The sequence below is a fragment of the Streptococcus sp. HMSC066F10 genome (assembly GCF_001813805.1).
In the GTDB taxonomy this organism is placed as follows: domain Bacteria; phylum Bacillota; class Bacilli; order Lactobacillales; family Streptococcaceae; genus Streptococcus; species Streptococcus vaginalis.
Window position 1 is genome coordinate 62,977 of the sequence record NZ_KV814002.1, and the last position, 17,247, is coordinate 80,223.

At 38.7% G+C, this 17,247-nt stretch carries 16 protein-coding genes; 2 read left to right on the forward strand and 14 right to left on the reverse strand.

Going from position 1 to position 17,247, the window contains the following annotated elements; all coding sequences use genetic code 11:
- Positions 1 to 49 precede the first annotated feature (49 nt).
- The 14 genes from whiA to HMPREF2933_RS09370 form a co-directional block, all read right to left on the reverse strand.
- Positions 50 to 961, reverse strand: a complete 912-nt coding sequence (gene whiA, locus HMPREF2933_RS09305) for a DNA-binding protein WhiA (RefSeq protein ID WP_024052261.1) — start codon at positions 959 to 961, stop codon at positions 50 to 52.
- Positions 958 to 1,935 carry a YvcK family protein gene (locus tag HMPREF2933_RS09310; protein WP_024052262.1) on the reverse strand — a complete coding sequence of 326 codons (978 nt, stop codon included), beginning with the start codon at positions 1,933 to 1,935 and terminating at the stop codon, positions 958 to 960. The genes whiA and HMPREF2933_RS09310 overlap by 4 nt, the downstream gene beginning before the upstream one ends.
- A complete protein-coding gene (gene rapZ / locus HMPREF2933_RS09315) occupies positions 1,932 to 2,822 on the reverse strand; it encodes an RNase adapter RapZ (RefSeq protein ID WP_024052263.1) in 891 nt (296 codons plus the stop codon). Before rapZ ends, HMPREF2933_RS09310 begins: the two co-directional genes overlap by 4 nt.
- Positions 2,823 to 2,973: 151 nt before the next feature.
- A complete protein-coding gene (ndk, locus tag HMPREF2933_RS09320) occupies positions 2,974 to 3,396 on the reverse strand; it encodes a nucleoside-diphosphate kinase (protein ID WP_021001604.1) in 423 nt (140 codons plus the stop codon).
- Between the two features lie 78 nt (positions 3,397 to 3,474).
- On the reverse strand, positions 3,475 to 4,425 hold the full coding sequence (locus HMPREF2933_RS09325; RefSeq protein WP_081333909.1) for a CPBP family intramembrane glutamic endopeptidase: 951 nt from the start codon (positions 4,423 to 4,425) through the stop codon (positions 3,475 to 3,477).
- Positions 4,425 to 5,063, reverse strand: a complete 639-nt coding sequence (locus HMPREF2933_RS09330; protein WP_024052265.1) for a TIGR01906 family membrane protein — start codon at positions 5,061 to 5,063, stop codon at positions 4,425 to 4,427. The genes HMPREF2933_RS09325 and HMPREF2933_RS09330 overlap by 1 nt, the downstream gene beginning before the upstream one ends.
- Entirely contained in the window at positions 5,053 to 5,826 is a 774-nt protein-coding gene (locus HMPREF2933_RS09335; protein WP_024052266.1) for a TIGR01457 family HAD-type hydrolase, read from the reverse strand. Before HMPREF2933_RS09335 ends, HMPREF2933_RS09330 begins: the two co-directional genes overlap by 11 nt.
- 22 nt (positions 5,827 to 5,848) lie before the next feature.
- Positions 5,849 to 6,580, reverse strand: coding sequence for an acyl-[acyl-carrier-protein] thioesterase (locus HMPREF2933_RS09340; RefSeq protein WP_024052267.1), 732 nt, complete (start codon positions 6,578 to 6,580; stop codon positions 5,849 to 5,851).
- A 3-nt stretch (positions 6,581 to 6,583) separates the two neighbouring features.
- A complete protein-coding gene (gene hemW / locus HMPREF2933_RS09345) occupies positions 6,584 to 7,714 on the reverse strand; it encodes a radical SAM family heme chaperone HemW (protein ID WP_024052268.1) in 1,131 nt (376 codons plus the stop codon).
- A 125-nt stretch (positions 7,715 to 7,839) separates the two neighbouring features.
- Positions 7,840 to 9,480: a hypothetical protein gene (locus HMPREF2933_RS09350; RefSeq protein ID WP_070241646.1), complete on the reverse strand. Its 1,641-nt coding sequence runs from the start codon at positions 9,478 to 9,480 to the stop codon at positions 7,840 to 7,842.
- Complete coding sequence (locus HMPREF2933_RS09355; RefSeq protein ID WP_070241647.1) at positions 9,470 to 10,213, reverse strand: ABC transporter ATP-binding protein; 744 nt, start codon at positions 10,211 to 10,213, stop codon at positions 9,470 to 9,472. Before HMPREF2933_RS09355 ends, HMPREF2933_RS09350 begins: the two co-directional genes overlap by 11 nt.
- Before the next feature lie 129 nt (positions 10,214 to 10,342).
- Positions 10,343 to 10,888, reverse strand: a complete 546-nt coding sequence (locus tag HMPREF2933_RS09360; protein ID WP_070241648.1) for a DUF1697 domain-containing protein — start codon at positions 10,886 to 10,888, stop codon at positions 10,343 to 10,345.
- A 30-nt stretch (positions 10,889 to 10,918) separates the two neighbouring features.
- Positions 10,919 to 12,907 (reverse strand): excinuclease ABC subunit UvrB, encoded by a 1,989-nt coding sequence (gene uvrB / locus HMPREF2933_RS09365; protein WP_024052272.1) that lies wholly within the window; start codon positions 12,905 to 12,907, stop codon positions 10,919 to 10,921.
- A 90-nt stretch (positions 12,908 to 12,997) separates the two neighbouring features.
- Positions 12,998 to 13,957 carry a CPBP family intramembrane glutamic endopeptidase gene (locus HMPREF2933_RS09370; protein ID WP_070241649.1) on the reverse strand — a complete coding sequence of 320 codons (960 nt, stop codon included), beginning with the start codon at positions 13,955 to 13,957 and terminating at the stop codon, positions 12,998 to 13,000.
- A gap of 162 nt (positions 13,958 to 14,119) precedes the next feature.
- Between HMPREF2933_RS09370 and HMPREF2933_RS09375 the strand changes: the two genes are divergently transcribed.
- Both HMPREF2933_RS09375 and HMPREF2933_RS09380 read left to right on the forward strand, forming a co-directional pair.
- Positions 14,120 to 16,303, forward strand: a complete 2,184-nt coding sequence (locus tag HMPREF2933_RS09375; RefSeq protein ID WP_070241650.1) for an ABC transporter substrate-binding protein/permease — start codon at positions 14,120 to 14,122, stop codon at positions 16,301 to 16,303.
- On the forward strand, positions 16,303 to 17,043 hold the full coding sequence (locus tag HMPREF2933_RS09380; protein ID WP_070241651.1) for an amino acid ABC transporter ATP-binding protein: 741 nt from the start codon (positions 16,303 to 16,305) through the stop codon (positions 17,041 to 17,043). Before HMPREF2933_RS09375 ends, HMPREF2933_RS09380 begins: the two co-directional genes overlap by 1 nt.
- The last annotated feature ends 204 nt before the right edge of the window (positions 17,044 to 17,247 follow it).

Below are 17,247 nucleotides of genomic sequence, written 5' to 3' on the forward strand. Positions count from 1 at the left end.
CTCAAATTGATTCCGACTATAATATATAAGCCACATTTCTTTGCATTTTCTACAACTCATTTGCGATTTTATTGATTTTCCTCAAGCGATGATTGACACCACTTTTCGTCAAAGGCTTACTAAGACTTTCTGCCAATTGCTGGATAGAATAATCCGGATGATTGACACGCAGATAAGCTACCTCTTGCAAATCAACCGGCAAGCTTTCTAAACCAACTGTGTCAATGATTTTGCTAATGTTGTGAATGGTTTTCATGCTAGCTGTCACCGTTCGAGCAATATTCGCTGTTTCTGCATTATTCGTCCGATTCAGATCATTTCTAGCCTCCCGCAAAAGTTTGACCGACTCAAACTCAGTCATCGCTTCCATAGCCCCAATCACAATCAAAAAGTCCATAATGTCCTCAGCTCGCTGCAGATAGGTTACTGAGCCTTTTTTGCGCTCAATTGTCTTGGCGTCCAATAAAAACTTTCGCATCAAAGCTGCTAAATCCTCCGCATGGTCAAAATAGACCGACAAGATTTCCAGCTGATATTTCCCAGAATCTGGATCACGCATACTGCCCGTTGATAAAAATGCTCCTCGTAAATACGATCGGCTAGCCTCATCATCTGATAAAATAGCTTGATCAATACCTGCTTCAATTCCAAAAAAAGAGTCTGCCAAGTGCAAATCAGCTAAAATTTGTTCAACACCTTCATCTAAAAAAACAGTATAAACACGGTTTTTCCGAAGATTCGCTTTTTGATGATGACGAATATCCGACTTGACTTTATAAAAAGCTGCCAACAATTCATAAATATGACGAGCAATTTTTGCATTTTCTGTCGTAACAGATAATGTTAAGCCTTGACTAGAAATTCCTAAACTGCCTGATATCTTAATAATAGCAGATAATTCCGTTTTATCTTTTTTGCCTAGACCAAGCAGTTCTTCTTTCACTTTAATGGTAAAACTCATTTGCGCACCTGTATAATCTGCATGAGTTCATCTACGACTGATTCACCATCATGAAAAGCTCCGCCATTTTCCAAGCGAAGAAAATTAGACGAAATGACACGAGGAACTTGTTTTTTCAGGCCTTGAAAATCATGTTCAACTTGCACTAAATATTCATCAAATTTATTAGAATTCATATATTCTTGAGGAACTTGATCAATGTTCACTAAAACCGTGTCAATAAATGCTTTCCCAAGATGACGATGCAAAACAGCTACGTGGTCACTATCTGTGAAATGCTCGGTTTCACCACGCTGCGTCATAATATTACAAACATAAGCAATCTCTGCTTGGGTTTTCAAGAGCGCTTGCCCAATTTCTTCTATCACCATATTGGGTAAGATAGAGGTAAACAATGATCCCGGTCCCAAAACTACCATATCACTTTCTAAAATTGTTTGTACCACTTTGCGACTAGCCACCGGCTTCTGGTCATTATAGGTATTGGTCACATAAACCCGCTCAATCATACCTTGGTGTTCTGCGAGATGACTTTCTCCAGCGACTTCGCTTCCATCAGTAAATACAGCATGAAGCGTTAAAGGTGTATCACAAGACGGATAAATTTTGCCAGTTGTATGGAAAAACTTAGTCAGTAGCTGCATAGCATTGTAAGTCGACCCTTGCATTTCTGAAATACCTGCAATAATCAAGTTTCCAAGAGGATGTCCAGATAAAGCACCATCTTCTTCCGCAAAGCGATATTGAAAAACTTTTTCATAAAAGCGCGGCATGTCCGATAAAGCTACCAAAACATTTCGCAAATCACCAGGTGGTGTTAATTGTTGAATGTTTTTTCGCAATTCCCCTGAACTTCCACCGTCATCAGCGACCGTCACAATAGCAGCAATGTCTACGTCTTTCTTACGCAAACTATCCAAAATGACTGAAATCCCTGTGCCACCACCAATAACAGCAATCTTTGGTCTCCTCATGAACGATTCACCGTTTCCTTTCTGCGGTCTTTGTCTCGATGTGATGAGTGAACGGTCCATTCGCTTGCCAAATCATCTGCTAGACGTTGTGCAAAAGCTACGCTTCTGTGTTGACCGCCTGTACAACCAACCGCAATTGTTAAAACAGATTTCCCCTCTTTTTTGTAGCCCGGTAAAATCGGTTTGATAAGATCCACTAAGTGCTGATAAAATTCTTCTGACTCCATATGATTCATCACATAATCATAAACTGGTTTATCAAGTCCTGTTTGATTGCGAAGTTCTGGTTGGTAATATGGATTTGGTAAAAAACGCACATCAAATACAAGGTCGGCATCTAGCGGAATACCATATTTAAAGCCGAAACTCACCACTTCAATGCGAAACGATTGAAGCTTTGTCTGATCTGAAAAATGTTCAGAAATGGTTTTACGCAGTGCACGCGGTGTTAATTCGGTCGTATCTACTACATTTTGACTCATGTTTTTCAACGGTGCCAGTAACTCACGTTCTAGCTTAATCCCGTCTAAAATACGACCGTCTGCTGCTAAGGGGTGGCTGCGACGCGTTTCTTTATAACGAGCAACCAATTCCGTATCTGCCGCATCTAAAAACAAAATCTTAAAATCAAGTCCAGCGTTACTTTCAATCTCATCTAGAACTTTCTGAATCTCAGAAAAGAAGGAACGACTGCGCATATCTACAACCATAGCAATCTTGTCATTGTCTTGCGTTGTTTCGATCAACTGCAAAAATTTAGGAACAAGTGTAGGAGGCATATTGTCAATCGTAAAATAGCCTAAATCTTCAAAAGACTGGATGACCACGGTCTTTCCCGCTCCACTCATTCCCGTCACGATAACCAAATGAATTTGTTTGTCTGACATATTTCCTCCTTGATAAAACAATCAATTTCCAGTATATTAAAATATTTCCAATTCCTTTTTATTATAACACACCCAGTACAATTCGGATAGTAAAAAAGAGAGAACAAAAGCAATCACTATCTGTACTCTCTAGAATTTATACTACTATGTTTTAATGATTACCAAACCAAAGCGCAATTTCCCGTTTGGCAGACTCTTCAGAATCTGAACCGTGAACAACATTTCGAATCGTTTCACCAGCTTCAGCTGCTTGTGCAAAATCTCCGCGAATAGTTCCCGGTAGAGCTTCTTCCGGACGAGTAGCGCCCATCATGTGACGCCAACCTGAAATCACTTGGCTTCCCGATAAAACACCGATAATCACAGATCCGCTTGTCATATAATCACGGATTGAAGGATAAAAATCTTTCGCTAACAGGGCTTCATAATGCTGATCAATTAACTCATTTGAAACATTGGTTCTCATTTCCAAACGTTCGATTTTGTAACCACGTTGTTCTACGCGCTTCAGTACTTCTCCAACCAAGCCACGTTTTACGCCGTCTGGTTTTATAATAAAAAATGTTTGTTCCATGATTGACACGCTCCTCTTTTGTTACCTTTATTTTATCATAAATGAAAGAAAGTTGAAAGTCCTTTCAAAAATCTTCTTTCACAAATGACTTATCAAGGTCAAAGATGTTAAAAACATGAAGATTGTAAAAATCCAGAACCAAACAGAACGAAAAGCTTGCCTATAGGCCCCTGTAAATGAACGATTTTCTTGTACATACATTTTTATGTCTGCTTTGTTATTAATCAGGAAAATTACTGCGACACTTGCACCGACTAGCAGGATAAATAAGTGTAAGAGACCACCTATATCGTCCGGCAAAAACGAATACAAATAAGTTAAACCATCTCCAATGACCAAATTATTAAAAACGTGGAAAACCATTGCCCAGAGAATTGAATACTCCAAGGTCACATAAGAGAAGATAATTCCAACAAAAGTCGCAAAAAAGAACTGCGGGATATTTCCATGAAATAAACCAAATATGAGGGAAGACATCAAAATCGCAAAGACTTTTCCATATTTTTCAAATGTTCGTAAGCCTGCACCGCGAAAAATCAATTCTTCTGAAACAGGACCGAAAAAACCTGCATACAAAAACATCGTTACACTATCTGAGCCTGCGGAAGCTGATTCAATGGCTTTAAATAAGCTAAATCCAAAGATATTCAATACTGCCTCAAATATTTGATTAAAGAGTACAAAACCTAATTGACCCAGAAGTAAGAATGATAAAACTATTCCAAACGTTTTGGGAGTCATGACCCTTTTCTGCGTTCGTAAATCAGACTTAAATAATTTTCCGTCCCGATACAACCAAAAGATAAATACTCCTGCACAAACAGCAATTAGATAATAGCTGCCATCGCGTGACATAAAACTTTCCGTTGCTTTTTGGATTCTCTCAAGATTTCCGAAATAACGAATCGCTTGAAACAAGGTTACAATCGTCTGATAGATTAAGCTAATCATTGTCACGACGAAGACATAAATCAGACACAAAGCAGAAAATAAACTAACATCTTTTCGCACTTGCTGATTGGCTGACATCATTTTTCCTCCTTCTTCAAATAGATTTTTCGACTCCACAAGTATAACCCCACAGCAAAGCCTTCATAAAGAACAAAAAACAAAAGAAAGGCGTGGAGGAAAAATTCTTCTGGTAATATCCAAATGACAGGATCTTTAGCAGGGTCAAATAACCAAGTATTATCCCCAACAAATAAAATCTGATGAAAGAGAGTAAAAAACGCATCAAAGCCAATCCCCAGCGCCACACCAGCAATTACAATAGGTAACCAAATAATAGCTAAAATCACTTTGGAAAAGACAGATAGGTATCTTTTTTTTATAATGCTTTTTACAAACAAACAAACCGCTGGTAAGGTTACTAGAAAAGCAACTTGCGCCAGATGAAAAAGATATTTCACGACTTGAAAATGGTGCAGACCTGCTGCTGATGAGCGAAAATCAGGCATGAAGAGCTTTTGCTGAAATGGATTGGTTAAGTAATTCATCAAAACATTGAAATTATGCTGAATGGTTGCAGATTTGAGGTAAACTTGATTTTCTAAATGCAACCAAGAAATTTCCAAAGGATAAAACAGCCAAGTCAGATAAATGGTCAACAAAATGGCTGTTGCTAAAAAGCAGAGCATACTCAGCCAAAAGGTCAGTTTAGTGCGCATTAAAATCCCACTCCGCTAGGCTAGAAAGTACATAATCTGGTTGGATTGGCAAGCCTGGCACTTCTTCTGGTTTCGTAAAGCCAGTTGTCACCAGAAGCGTAGGGATACCATTGTCAATCCCAGCCCGAATGTCCGTCAGGTAATTATCCCCAACCATTATCACCTCTTGCCGCGGTAGTCCTAGATGCTCAACCGCCTTTTCCATGATAATTGCATTTGGCTTCCCGATATAAACAGGTTTCACACGAGTTGCTACTTCAATGAGAGTAATAATCGATCCTGCTCCAGGCATGAGACCGCGCTCCGTTGGAATATTAAGATCTGGATTGGTTCCTACGAAATGAGCTCCTTTTTGAATAGCTAAAGTAGCAATTGACAATTTTTCATAGTCCACTTCCCAGTCTAATCCAACAACTACATAATCTGGGTTATCAGTATCTTCGATATAGCCAGCTTCTGCAATGGCTTGCTTAAGTCCGACATCACCGATAACATAGACTTTCTTGCCTAGATTTTTATCATTTAAGTAGTCAACCGTTGCTAAAGTCGCTGTATAAATCGTTTCAATCGGCGTTTCAACATTGAATTGTTCCGCTAGCATTGTTTGAACAGTCTCAGGAGTACGTGTTGTATTATTTGTCACAAATAAATATGGAATATTACGCCGCTGCAATTCATGGACAAAAGCTTCTCCCGCCGGGATTCGGTCTTTTCCTTTATAAATCGTTCCGTCTAAATCAATTAAATATCCTTTGTAGGTCATACTTCTCTTTCTATTGTTTCTCTTATGAAATTTCTTGCCAAGTTACCATAGCTTGTGCATTGGTATCACCATTGCTGGAAATCTGATGATTGCTCTCTAATCCATTCAAATCATAGCTAGAGGTAATCTGCCCACCAGGTCGCACTTCCTTGACATACTTGAGGTGAACTTTTTTGGGAACGTGTTTCATAAGAAAATCCGCTCCCATAACCTCAAAAATCCAGTCCAAATACTTGCTATTATTGACATGACCATTCATGTCTAAATCATAAAATCGAACATGATAATCTTTACTAGTCGAATCTTTCAGTTCTGGATATTTTGGTCCACGAATCAACTTTTTAGAAAATTCTGTCTCGTAAGGCGCAACAATCTTTGGCTCTACAGCGTGCACTTTTCGACTGTCTCTGTCCATAAGGACAAAAGTAGCCATCATTTCAATCACAGCAACATCATTTTCATCAAAAACGGTAAAACGACGATAACAAAAGAGACGATTATAGGAAAGTGCTTCTGTTTCAATCGTCATTTCTTCACCAAATTTAGGCAGCCGTACCACATCGATATCATAGTCAGTAATAATCCAGACCAGATTGTATTTCTCCAGCATATCCTTGTCGCTAATCCCCAAATCAATGGATTGCAAACCTGATACCTGTAAGGACAGCAAAATAACATCAGGCAACTTGATATGACCGTTCATATCCGCCATGTCAAACGGAATTTTCATTTTCATTTGATAAGTTAAACCCATAATTTACTCCAATATAAATTTCTCTGCGACCGTATCACCCAAAAATAGACCTTTTTTAGTCATACGGACAACTTCTTTATCAGGTACTAAAAGCCCTTGCTCAGTTAATTCTGTTACTATATGACCATACTGCTGCTCAAAAGAAATGCCAAACTTTTCCTCAAAACGCTTTTTAGAAACACCTGACCTTTTGCGCAAGCCCAGAAACATTTCTTCTTCCATCATCTCTTGCTTACTCAGATGTTCCTCATTCACACGCGCATTGCCTTTTTCCACAGCCTCTAAATAATGACGAATCGGACCATGATTTTTGTAGCGGATTCCGTCAACATAGCCGGAAGCTCCAGCCCCAATACCAAAATATTCTGCATTGTTCCAGTACATGAGATTGTGTCGACTCTCAAAGCCTGGCTTAGAAAAGTTGGAAATCTCATAGTGTTCAAACCCAGCTTTTTCCAACTCCTCAATGATGTACTCAAACATCTCTGCTTCCAAGTCTTCTTTCGGTAAAGGCAGCTTTCCTCGCCGCATCCGGTTCATAAAGACCGTGTGATTCTCTAGAATTAAGCTATAAAGACTCATATGAGGGATGTCTAGTGCAATAGCCTTGGCTACATTTTCCCGCATGTTGTCCATGGTCTGCTTGGGCAATGCGTAGATCAAGTCAATAGAGATATTGTCAAACCCAGCTTGCTTCAGATTGGTGATATTTTCATAAATATCTTTCTCTAAATGGCTGCGCCCAATTTGCTTGAGCATGCGATCGTCAAACGTTTGAACACCCAAAGACACTCGGTTAACAGCCGAATCTTTTAAAACAGCAATCTTATCTGGATCCAAATCACCTGGATTGGCCTCAATCGTCAACTCTTCTAAACATGATAAATTCAAACTTTTCGTCAGCTCTGCTAGCAAAAATTCTAATTGAGTGGGGGACAGAGACGTTGGTGTCCCACCACCGATATAAAGCGTCTGTAAATGCTTTATATCATAAGAAGTATATTCTTGAAGCAAGTGCTCTAAATAGGCGTCCACTGGCTGATTTTTGATAAAGACCTTAGAAAAGTCACAATAATAACAAATTTGAGTACAAAACGGAATGTGTACATAGGCAGAAGTTGGTTTGGTATACATAGCATTTATTATAGCATAATTTTAGTATATAGATGTTTCAAAGTTCACACTAAAATACATAGGTCTCTTATCAATATATTCTTGCTAAGCAATAAAAACATAATAAATATTCAAAAACTTTCAGCTTAATTTTCTACTTCAGCTTGAACTTTTTTCAAATAATGATTTGTCAGTAAAAATGCCATCATTGCAAGAGCAATCAGAAAAGTACCTGCTAACAAATAGCCCACTAAATCTGGTGATACCAAAATGAAATAAGCGCTCATTGCAATAATGATTATGTAAATAATCATAGCAACAATGCCCAAAATCATCTTTAGTAAATTATTTTCACGATTAAATAATTCCGTCACATTCGACCAGTTAGTAACTTGTAGGCGTTTGTCACGATGATATCCCCAAGCACTCCATGCTAAGCAGGTCAATGTCCAAGCTATAATCATCAAGACAATAGCAACTGGTTGCACGCCGACAATAAAGGAAAAAATTGTCAATAAAATGAATGGTAAAATGGATTGAAGGACAAATAAATTCCAAAACTTAAGTTTAAGATAACGTGCCATGTCAAAGGGTAATACTTTCAAATAATCATAATTTTCACGTTCAAGTGAAATGCCAATTCCTGTTAAATTTGCTCCACCCGTATTTAAACTTGCTACAAATGTTGCTATCAACATCAGTGGAAAAGCAAATCTTGTTGTCAAATAAGGAGAAATCATTTCACTATTCTGCATAAAACTAGCCATTAACGGAATTAGAATAAAATAAGGTGACACACTAGGCATCAAAAGAGTTTGTAATAAGACGGAGCCATCACTGATTAGGTTTAATTGATAGCGCAACACAAACTGCGGAAAGTTCCTAAGTCCATTCATCTTAAAAATTTTCGTTCGTTTTTGTCTATTGACCGTTGCTGTTGTGGTCATTGCAGCTTCATAAAATTCTGGTAAAACCTTTCGCTTAACAATTATAAATAATATAACAGCTACGACTATCCATATTCCCATTCCAAGCAAGGAATTCAAAGCAAAAGGTTGCATACTGAAAGCATGAAAAACCGTCATTGGCGGAAAATAAGCAGGTTGATCTTGCAATATTGCGTTTTTAACGTTAGAGTTATTTTGCAAATTCACCAATAAAATCGCACCAAAAGCCATTATTGTAGCAAGAGCCAGTAAAATATTAGAGGCAAGCTTTTTATATTTCCTAAAAATAGTCGTTTTCGTAATAAAATGAACACCAACTAAAAGAAGGAAAATAAGTGTCGAAAATAGTATTCCTAACGAAATAAGCAGAATAGGGATTGCAAGCCAGATTGGTTGACCTGATTGCATTTGCAAACCAATAAAGTAAATAACAATGGGAAACACTCCCATTAAAGTAGTTAAAAGAACAGAAAATCCTTTCCCAACCATAATTTCGCTCTCACTAAAGGCATAAGGTCGGTAAGCTTGCAAGTCTTTACTTTCATAAAAAACATTGTAAAAGGAAAGAAATCCCTGTGCAAAGATGAAAAGATAAAAGACGCTGACAAAATTCGAAAATAGCCCTGGATTCTGAGCAAGCGGTAAAAAAGCACCCTGTACACCAAATATACAAGCATACAAAATTCCAGCATAGAGATAGTTCATCACTAGATTTCTAGCAACATTTCCTTTTTTCTTTGGATTTTTTTGCTGTTTTTTACGATAACTAGAAAGCCTAGTTGATTGCGTCGTATAAATGATATTTGCATGAATGAGGGAGCGAATCGCTTTAAGACGCATCAGGACTCACCTCTTCTCTACGACCTGCCAAACTGAGGTAAATACTTTCTAAGGATTTTTCAGGATGTTGACTTTTCAATTCCTCAATCGTACCGTAAAACAACAATTCTCCCTTTTTGAGAATGGCAATACGGTCACACAATTGCTCTGCCACTTCTAAAACATGGGTTGAGAACAAAACAGTATTTCCTTTATCTGCATGCTCTCGCATCATTTGTTTGAGGTCAAAAGCCGCCTGCGGATCCAAACCAGTTAAAGGCTCATCCAACACCCAGATATCTGGATCAGACAAAAGAGCACCAATGATAAACACTTTTTGTCGCATTCCATGTGAAAACGATTCAATAACTTCATAGCGATGAGCTGTAAAATCAAATAATTCCAGTAGCTCTGTTAAACGTTTCTCATAATCTGAAAGACTCATATCATAAGAAGTTCCAACCAATTCCCAGAATTCATTTGCCGTCAGGCGTAAAAACAAGTCCGGCGAATCAGCTACATAACCAATTTTCTTCTTGATTTCCAACCGATTAGCTGCTAATTCCTTGCCATCCACAAAAATCTGACCATGCGTTGGATTAATCACACTAACCAATGATTTAATCGTTGTTGATTTTCCAGCACCATTGTGTCCAATTAATCCTACAATTTCTCCACTCTGAAGCGTTAAATTCAGATGATTCAACGCTATCTTGTCATCGTACACTTTTGTAACATCCTTAAATTCAATCATAAATTTTCCTATCTATTGAATGTTTTCAGCATGATAGAAATAAAAGTAAAAATTCTTTCTCTTTATTCAAACATATATATTCATTAACAATTTATTATTAGTTTTCCAAAAAAACAAAATAATGCCTCTTTAACTAGTATCTGCCAACTCCAAAATTTTCTGAAAGGTTTTCCCATTGCGAATAGTCAAAGACTTGTAAAAGCTAGATTTGAGTAGCTTCTTGTGGTAGTTAGACTTGAGATAGTCAGCCTGGTCGCTATTTCTGTAAAAAAAGGCTGTCTGACCGAAATGCAGCAGATCCCTGTCATTTGCCCAGTTCCCCGCTTCTACCTCTATCTGCTCGCGATTAGCCTCTGGCAGGAAAAAGAGGACATCGCGCCGATAAGCTGCCTCATCCTGCCACCAAGCAGGCAGTTTTGCCACTTCTTCTTGAAGAATAGCAGAGCTGAGCAGGACAAAAGGGATTGGAAAGTCATAGGATTGACTGAAATAAGCCGTCAGAATCTCCCTAATCTTCTCCTCGTGCTCCTGACTGTCAAAAAAGAGAGCGCCACTGTTGATGTAGGAAACCGGATTATCAAAGCTCAGCTCCGCCAAATCGACCTTCAGGTCAGACACAATGACCTTGTTTTTTCCACCGACATTGATGCCACGGAGTAAGAGAATGTAACGCATTCTTCTTCCCTTTTTGCTTTGTTTATCTTTCTAATCCACCGCCTTAATCTCCAAAATCATATCGCGAATTTGAGCGGCAAGTTCGAAATCCAAAAGACCAGCCGCTTCTTGCATTTGTCCCTCTAGTTTCTTAATCATATCTTTACGTTCCTGCTTGTTAAGACTTTCAATATCTACCACTTCTTCCTTGTCTGGTAGAGCAGATTTTGTCACACTGATTAGGTCACGGATTTCTTTCTGGATTGTTTGCGGTACAATACCATGTTCTTCATTATAAGCCATTTGAATCTGACGACGACGGGCGGTTTCATCCATAGCTTTTTGCATGGAATCTGTGATCGTGTCAGCATACATGATGACGTGGCCTTCACTATTACGGGCAGCGCGACCAATGGTCTGGATTAAGCCACGTTCGTTACGTAGGAAACCTTCCTTATCGGCATCGAGAATGGCAACCAAGCTTACTTCAGGAACGTCAATTCCCTCGCGTAGCAGGTTAATCCCAACCAGAACGTCAAAAACACCCAAGCGCAGGTCTCGGATAATCTCGGTACGCTCCAAAGTCTTGATGTCTGAGTGCATGTACTTGACCTTGACACCCATTTCTTTAAAGTAATCCGTCAGATCTTCTGCCATCTTTTTAGTCAACGTCGTGATAAAAGTCCGCTCATTCTTTTCAGTACGTACGTTGATTTCCCCTAAAAGATCATCTATTTGCCCCATAGTCGGACGCACTTCAACTTCTGGATCCAGCAGTCCAGTTGGTCGAATAATTTGCTCAATTACTGTATCCGTCTGCTCTCGCTCATAATCCCCTGGTGTAGCAGACACGTAAACAATCTGGTGCACATGACTTTCAAATTCTTCCCGACGCAGCGGACGATTGTCCAAGGCAGACGGCAGGCGGAAACCATAATTGACCAGCATTTCCTTCCGCGAGCGGTCACCATTGTACATCCCTTTAATCTGCCCCATCGTCATATGACTTTCGTCTACCATGATTAAAAAATCATCAGGAAAGAAATCTAATAAAGTGTAAGGTGGCTCACCTTCACTCCGTCCGTCCATGTGGCGAGAATAATTCTCTACACCATTCGTGTAGCCCATTTCGCGCAGCATTTCAATATCATAGTCCGTTCTTTGCTTCAACCGCTGAGCTTCTAAAAGCTTCCCTTCTCTTTCAAAAAAGCCTAGCTGATCTTCTAATTCCGCTTGAATCTTGCCAATAGCAATCTCCATATTTTCGTCATTGGTCATAAAGTGAGTGGCAGGAAAAATAGCTAAATGGTCTACTTCGCCCAACACTTGACCTGTCAATACTTCCACTTCTCGAATGCGGTCAATTTCATCACCGAAAAATTCCACCCGAAAGGCATGTTCATCGCGAGAAGCTGGGAAGATTTCCACAACATCGCCACGCACACGAAATTTTCCCCGCTGAAAGTCAATATCATTGCGCTCAAATTGAATATCAACCAAATCATTGAGAAGTTGATCCCGTGAAATCTCTAAACCAGGTCGCAGACTGACCACGCTATCGGAGTATTCCTTAGGCGAGCCCAAACCATAAATGCAGCTGACTGATGCCACAACAATCACATCGTTGCGCTCCAAGAGAGCCGAGGTTGCTGAGTGACGAAGTTTGTCAATCTCATCATTGACCGAGCTGTCCTTCTCAATATAGGTATCACTAGAAGGCACATAGGCTTCCGGTTGGTAATAGTCATAGTAAGACACGAAGTATTCAACCGCATTGTCAGGAAAAAACTCCTTAAACTCACCATAGAGCTGACCAGCCAGGGTTTTATTATGAGCGATAACTAGGGTCGGTTTATTGACCTTTTGGATGACCTGACTCATAGTGTAGGTCTTCCCAGTTCCTGTCGCTCCCATGAGAATCTGAGCTTTCTCACCACCCTCTATATTATCCACTAATTGCTCAATCGCCTGTGGTTGATCTCCTGAAGGCTCATACTTGGAAACTAATTTAAATTTATTGTCCGTAATTCTATTTATCATTATTCTTTTCCTCTATACAATCTTCTCTTATTTTATCACAATTCTTAAAATATCACTGACTTAGGATATAAAGAATCTCACCTAGTAAAACTAAGTGAGATTTGATTTTCTAAATTGCAATGCTGTAGGCAATTTTTCTTCTTTTTTAAGAGACCAATACAGATAGGCAATACTGAGAATTAACACCAGACTGGTAAAAATAGAACCTTCTGCTCCAAAAGCCCCACCCGAAAGCCAATCAACACTAGATTTCGTATTATAGGCAAAGACGGAAGCTTCTGCTCCCTGACCGCTGACCTGAATACCATAAATATTACCTTGAACAAAATTCCAAGCCCCGTGGATACCAGCCAGACCCCACATATTGTCCGTTTTTAGCATGTAAAAACAAGCGAAAATACCATCAAGAATAATGTTGATAATCGAAAGAAGCGTTACACCGGGATTCAATAAATGGAGAGCACCAAATAGACCAGCAGAAATTAAGATACCGACTAAAATATTTGACTTGGCAGTAACTGTAGGAAATAGCCAACCACGCGTCACCAATTCTTCTGTTCCTCCTTGTAAAATCCAAAACGGAATCAAGGCGATGATAAAGAGCAAGGGCTCCAAACTAAGATGGTTGAGTTCTAACCTACCTAGACCTGTCAGCAAAAGCAAGACAACTATGAGAGAAAACTGTGCCGCTCCAATCAAAAATCCTTTTGTTAGTTCTTTAAACCAATTTTCCTTAAAAAAACCAAGACTTGAAAAAGGTCTTTTTTCAACGCATTTCACCCAAAGAAAGAGAGCCAAAGAAATAAAGGAAAAGAAGAAGAGTTGGATGAAAATCATATAATGTGATATCAGTTCTTGTATAATTACAAAGCCCGCCCCAGAATGAACAAGGCCAAGCACAAGACCCAGCAGTATCGAAATTGGAACCAATGCAAGCCCACCGACAATTTCACATCCATAAACAAAAACAATCGAGAGGATAACGGCCAACCAAATAGGCGGAATGTAACGGGACTGTTTCACATTATCAAGCATACGAGATTTAAACATAAAATTCCCTTTCTATTTTTTATTATTATATCATATTTATTTTACGCAAATCAAAAAAGAAATTTTCATCCATGTTATAAAATCTAACATAAAAACGCGAAATATTTGCCTTTCGAAGATATTTCTGGTATAATTTAAAAATATTCTTTAAAGGAGAGACTCATGAAGAAAAAAATTATAACTTTTTTGTTAGCTTTACTACCACTCTTTGCAGTAACAGCCATTCATGCCGATACAATCAAAGTGGTATCTGATACAGCTTACGCACCTTTTGAATTTAAAGATTCCGATCAAACTTATAAAGGTATTGATGTAGATATCATCAATAAAGTTGCTGAACTAAAAGGTTGGGACATCAATATGACTTTCCCTGGATTTGATGCAGCAGTCAATGCTGTTCAATCTGGTCAGGCAGATGCTATCATGGCTGGAATGACAAAAACTAAAGACCGTGAAAAAGTCTTCACCATGTCTGATACTTATTATGATACAAAAGTTGTCATCGCAACGACTAAAGCCAATACAATCAGTAGTTATTCACAATTAAAAGGAAAAACTGTTGGGGTTAAAAACGGAACTGCCTCTCAACGCTTTCTAGAAAAAATCAAAAACAAATACAAATTTACTATCAAAACATTTGACACAACTGATTTGACTTACAACAGCTTGAATTCTGGTTCAATTGACGCCATGATGGACGACCAACCAGTCATTGAGTATGCTATTAAACAAGGCCAAAATTTAAAAATCTCTATAAAAGGAGAAGCTGTTGGTAGTTTTGCTTTTGGTGTCAAAAAGGGAAGCAAGTATGAATATCTGGTAACAGAATTTAACGAAGCGCTTGCTCAAATGAAAAAAGATGGTTCTCTTGAGAAAATTATCACAAAATGGACAAGTTCTACAGCCACGAAAACAACTAGTTCTACTCCAGAAACCACTACTCCTGCTGGTCAAAAAGCTACTCCCGTAAAATCAACATATACCATTGCGAGTGACTCTTCCTTTGCACCATTCGTTTTTCAGGATAGTAATAACAAATATACTGGGATTGACATGGATTTGATAAAAGCTATCGCCAAAGACCAAGGTTTCACGATTGAAATTACAAATCCCGGATTTGATGCCGCTTTAAATGCTGTACAATCTGGACAAGCTGACGGAATGATTGCAGGGATGTCTGTGACAGACGCTCGTAAAGAAACCTTTGATTTCTCAGAGCCTTATTACACAGCAAACGCAATCCTTGCTGTCAAAGGATCAAGTACAATTGCTTCTTATAAAGACTTGAAAGGTAAAACAATCGGGGTTAAAAACGGAACTGCTTCACAAACTTTCTTAACAAAAAATCAAAGCAAATATGATTACAAAATCAAAACATTCGCTGATGCTTCTTCAATGTATGATAGCTTAAACTCTAGCTCTGTGGATGCCGTTATGGATGACGAACCTGTTGTTAAATACTCCATTAGCCAAGGCCAAAAACTGAAAACACCAATCAAAGGAACTCCTATTGGAGATACTGCTTTTGCCGTAAAAAAGGGTAGTAATCCTGAATTGATCCAAATGTTTAATAATGGTTTAGCAAATATCAAGAAAAATGGTCAGTATCAAAAAATTCTTGATAAGTATTTAAAAAAATCAAACTCAAATACTGGCTCTTCAGACAGTACAGTTGATGAAACAACCATTTGGGGGCTCCTCCAAAATAACTACAAGCAATTGTTAAGTGGTCTTGGAATTACTTTGGCACTCGCGCTTCTGTCATTTGCAATCGCTATGGTCATCGGAATCATCTTTGGTATGTTTAGCGTGAGTCCCGTCAAAGCCCTCCGCATTATCTCAGAAATCTTCGTGGATGTCATTCGTGGAATCCCGCTTATGATTCTCGCAGCCTTTATCTTCTGGGGCATTCCAAATCTCATTGAATCAATGACAGGGCACCAAAGTCCGATTAACGATTTTGTGGCTGGTACAATTGCTCTTTCTCTCAACGCTGGCGCTTATATTGCAGAAATCGTCCGTGGTGGAATTCAAGCTGTTCCAGCTGGACAAATGGAAGCCAGTCGAAGTCTTGGTATTTCTTACTCAAAAACCATGAGAAAGATTATTTTGCCGCAAGCGACAAAAATCATGTTACCAAACTTCGTCAATCAGTTTGTTATCGCTTTGAAAGATACTACAATCGTCTCTGCTATCGGTCTCGTCGAACTTTTCCAAACGGGTAAAATCATCATTGCTCGTAACTATCAAAGCTTCAAAATGTATGCTATCCTAGCAGTCTTTTACTTGATTATCATCACTCTTTTAACGAGACTTGCAAAACGCTTAGAAAAGAGGATTCAATAATGGCTAAATTAAAAATTGCTGTCAATGATTTACATAAATACTACGGAGAAAATGAAGTTCTAAAAGGAATCACAACCAAATTCTATGAAGGGGATGTCGTTTGTATCATCGGACCTTCAGGTTCGGGAAAATCAACCTTTCTTCGCAGTCTCAACCTGCTGGAAGAAGTTACAAGTGGATCTATTACCGTGGACGGTTTCGACTTAACCGATAAAAAAACAGATGTCGACTTAGTTCGTGAAAATATTGGTATGGTTTTCCAACACTTCAATCTCTTCCCTCACATGACAGTTTTGGAAAATATCACCTTTGCTCCTGTCGAGCACAAGCGAATGACACAAGCTGAAGCAGATAAACTTGGTATGGAATTATTAGAAAAAGTCGGTCTCTCTGATAAAGCTGATGCCATGCCAGATAGCCTCTCAGGTGGACAAAAACAACGTGTTGCAATTGCACGGGGACTTGCTATGAATCCTGATATTATGCTCTTTGACGAACCTACTTCTGCTCTTGATCCCGAAATGGTTGGAGATGTTCTCAATGTTATGAAAGAATTGGCCAAGCAAGGCATGACTATGATTATCGTAACTCATGAAATGGGATTTGCTCGCCAAGTGGCAAACCGTGTTATCTTTACGGCTGACGGAGAGTTTTTAGAAGACGGTAAACCCGACCAAATCTTTGATAATCCGCAGCACCCACGCCTCAAAGACTTCCTAGATAAAGTCTTGAACGTGTAATATGACTTCGAGTCTGGTACAAAAATGTTCCAGACTCGTTTACTTTTTAGAAGAAAACTTAATAACACAACAGTTGCACTTTCATTACATTTATTCTTAGTGACAAACTTTTATCTCGTACTCTTTTGACATTTTATATCTTTTTTGCTACACTAAAATCAGTAAAATTCGGAGGTAAGGAGTCTATGTACAAGAAATCTATTG

Coding starts and splice junctions, on each gene's coding strand:
- whiA (WP_024052261.1), bottom strand. CDS start 961: ATGAGTTTTACCATTAAAGTGAAAGAAGAACTGCTTGGTCTAGGCAAA.
- HMPREF2933_RS09310 (WP_024052262.1), bottom strand. CDS start 1,935: ATGAGGAGACCAAAGATTGCTGTTATTGGTGGTGGCACAGGGATTTCA.
- rapZ (WP_024052263.1), bottom strand. CDS start 2,822: ATGTCAGACAAACAAATTCATTTGGTTATCGTGACGGGAATGAGTGGA.
- ndk (WP_021001604.1), bottom strand. CDS start 3,396: ATGGAACAAACATTTTTTATTATAAAACCAGACGGCGTAAAACGTGGC.
- HMPREF2933_RS09325 (WP_081333909.1), bottom strand. CDS start 4,425: ATGTCAGCCAATCAGCAAGTGCGAAAAGATGTTAGTTTATTTTCTGCT.
- HMPREF2933_RS09330 (WP_024052265.1), bottom strand. CDS start 5,063: ATGCGCACTAAACTGACCTTTTGGCTGAGTATGCTCTGCTTTTTAGCA.
- HMPREF2933_RS09335 (WP_024052266.1), bottom strand. CDS start 5,826: ATGACCTACAAAGGATATTTAATTGATTTAGACGGAACGATTTATAAA.
- HMPREF2933_RS09340 (WP_024052267.1), bottom strand. CDS start 6,580: ATGGGTTTAACTTATCAAATGAAAATGAAAATTCCGTTTGACATGGCG.
- hemW (WP_024052268.1), bottom strand. CDS start 7,714: ATGTATACCAAACCAACTTCTGCCTATGTACACATTCCGTTTTGTACT.
- HMPREF2933_RS09350 (WP_070241646.1), bottom strand. CDS start 9,480: ATGCGTCTTAAAGCGATTCGCTCCCTCATTCATGCAAATATCATTTAT.
- HMPREF2933_RS09355 (WP_070241647.1), bottom strand. CDS start 10,213: ATGATTGAATTTAAGGATGTTACAAAAGTGTACGATGACAAGATAGCG.
- HMPREF2933_RS09360 (WP_070241648.1), bottom strand. CDS start 10,888: ATGCGTTACATTCTCTTACTCCGTGGCATCAATGTCGGTGGAAAAAAC.
- uvrB (WP_024052272.1), bottom strand. CDS start 12,907: ATGATAAATAGAATTACGGACAATAAATTTAAATTAGTTTCCAAGTAT.
- HMPREF2933_RS09370 (WP_070241649.1), bottom strand. CDS start 13,957: ATGTTTAAATCTCGTATGCTTGATAATGTGAAACAGTCCCGTTACATT.
- HMPREF2933_RS09375 (WP_070241650.1), top strand. CDS start 14,120: ATGAAGAAAAAAATTATAACTTTTTTGTTAGCTTTACTACCACTCTTT.
- HMPREF2933_RS09380 (WP_070241651.1), top strand. CDS start 16,303: ATGGCTAAATTAAAAATTGCTGTCAATGATTTACATAAATACTACGGA.